This window comes from Acidovorax sp. KPB24-03, assembly GCF_057546605.1.
This window is the reverse complement of the sequence record NZ_BAAJYR010000488.1, coordinates 1-2,264: the sequence shown is the minus strand read 5'-3', so window position 1 is coordinate 2,264 and position 2,264 is coordinate 1. Positions and strand designations below refer to the sequence as shown.

Here is a 2,264-nt window from a genome sequence, read left to right as displayed (position 1 = left end):
CATGGCCAAAAACGGCCTGGCGCCGGGGTGGAATCTGCGGCAGGCGCTCACTTTTTTGCACCACCCGGCGCCGGACGTGGCCATCGCCACCCTGGAGGACCACAGCCACCCCGCCTGGCAGCGGCTCAAGGCCGAGGAACTGCTGGCCCAGCAGCTGTCGCAGCAGCAGTCCAAGCGCGAACGGGCCCGGCTGCGCGCGCCGGTGCTGCAGGCACCGCCGCCCGGCGACGGCGGCCTGACGCTGGCCGAACAGCTGCTGGCCGTGCTGCCCTTCGGCCTCACGGGCGCCCAGCGCCGCGTGGGCGAGGAAATCGCCCGCGACCTGGGCCGCTCCGTGCCCATGCACCGCCTGCTGCAGGGCGACGTGGGCTCGGGCAAGACCGTGGTGGCGGCCCTGGCCGCCGCCGTGTGCATCGACGCGGGCTGGCAGTGCGCGCTGATGGCCCCCACCGAAATCCTGGCCGAGCAGCACTTCGCCAAGCTCGTCGGCTGGCTGGAGCCCCTGCTGGCCGCGCGTGGCCAGCGCGTAGCCTGGCTGGTCGGCGGGCAAAAGAAAAAAGAGCGCGCCGCCATGCTGGCCCTGGTGGAGAGCGGCGAGGCCGCGCTGGTGGTCGGCACCCATGCCGTGATCCAGGAGCAGGTGCGCTTTCGGTGCCTGGCCCTGGCCGTGATCGACGAGCAGCACCGGTTCGGCGTGGCGCAGCGCCTGGCGCTGCGGCAAAAGCTCGAAGGGCAGGGCATGGAGCCCCACATGCTCATGATGAGCGCCACGCCCATCCCGCGCACCCTGGCCATGAGCTACTACGCCGACCTGGACGTCTCCACCATCGACGAGCTGCCTCCCGGGCGCACCCCCATCGTCACCAAGCTCATCGCGGACAGCCGCAAGGACGAGGTCATCGAGCGCATCGCCGCCCAGGTCGCCTCGGGCCGGCAGGTGTACTGGGTGTGCCCGCTGATCGAGGAAAGCGAGGCGCTGGACCTGTCCAACGCCACCGCCACCCATGCCGAGCTGAGCGAGGCCCTGCAGGGCGGCATCGCGGCAGGCCAGGCGCCCGTGCAGGTGGGCCTGCTGCACTCGCGCATGCCCAGCGCCGAGAAAAAGGCCGTCATGGCGCTCTTCACCAGCGGCGCCATGGGCGTGCTGGTCAGCACCACCGTGATCGAGGTGGGCGTCGATGTGCCCAATGCCTCGCTCATGGTCATCGAGCACTCCGAACGGTTCGGCCTGTCGCAACTGCACCAGTTGCGCGGGCGCGTGGGGCGGGGCGCGGCAGCCTCGGCCTGCGTGCTGCTGTATTCCACCAACGACAGCGGCCGGCTGGGCGAGACCGCCCGCGAACGCCTCAAGGCCATGGCCGAGACCAACGACGGCTTCGAGATCGCCCGGCGCGACCTGGACATCCGCGGCCCGGGCGAATTCCTGGGCGCCCGCCAGTCCGGCGCGCCGCTGCTGCGCTTTGCCGACCTGGCCACCGACACCGTGCTGCTGGAGTGGGCGAGGGAGCTGGCACCGCACATGCTCGACCGGTTTCCCGCCCTGGCCGAGCGGCATGTGATGCGGTGGCTGGGCGGGAAGTCGGATTATCTGAAGGCGTGAAGACCCAAGGCCTGGCGCATTTTCAGGGCGGGTCGCGGGTAATGTAACTCCCTGTATCTCGATGTTCGGGTTTCTGCGCAGTCGATAAAATGCGTAACTCAAGATCAAACGGGAGAGGGATTCATGAGGGTTGTCTGGGCCGCCTGCATCGCATTGCAGGCCATGGGTTATTGGGGCGTGGCAGAGGCAGGGGGGATCGACAGAAGCAAGCCGTTTGGGTATGGCATCGACGTAGAGGCCCCGCTGGCGCCCGTGATGCGATACACGGTGCTGTCCAGCACGGTGGCGGGCGTGTGCGGCGCGTTGCCAGCCGGATATGGGCCGACCCAGTTTTGCGCGCGGTCGAGCTATGGACGCAATTTCTGTACAGGGATTCCTTCCCTGGGTCCCGATCCTTGCGAGAACGTGGAAGGGTTCGGCCCCAGCATCATGCCCATCTGCAACCGGCCCACGAACGAGCACCCCGAATACCTCTACAACCCGGCGGGCTGGACCGAAAGCCGGCCCAAATACGACATCGCCACCGACAAATTCTCCTGTGTCTGCCGGAATGCGGAACGCGGGGATGTCCGCGACTCGGAAATCAGCGGCTGGTGCGGCCCCAAGCAATTGATCGACCCCGATCCGCCACCACCGCCCCCGCCGCCACCCCCACCGCCGCCAC

Annotated in this window: 1 protein-coding gene and 1 pseudogene; both read left to right on the top strand. The window is 68.7% G+C overall.

The window, feature by feature from the left end:
* A partial coding sequence (gene recG / locus AC27KI_RS23005) for an ATP-dependent DNA helicase RecG (RefSeq protein ID WP_487116021.1) occupies window positions 1–1,600 on the top strand: 1,600 nt, incomplete at its 5' end.
* Window positions 1,601–1,723: 123 nt separating this feature from the next.
* Window positions 1,724–2,264 (top strand): annotated as a pseudogene (locus AC27KI_RS23000) (hypothetical protein); the annotation flags it as partial.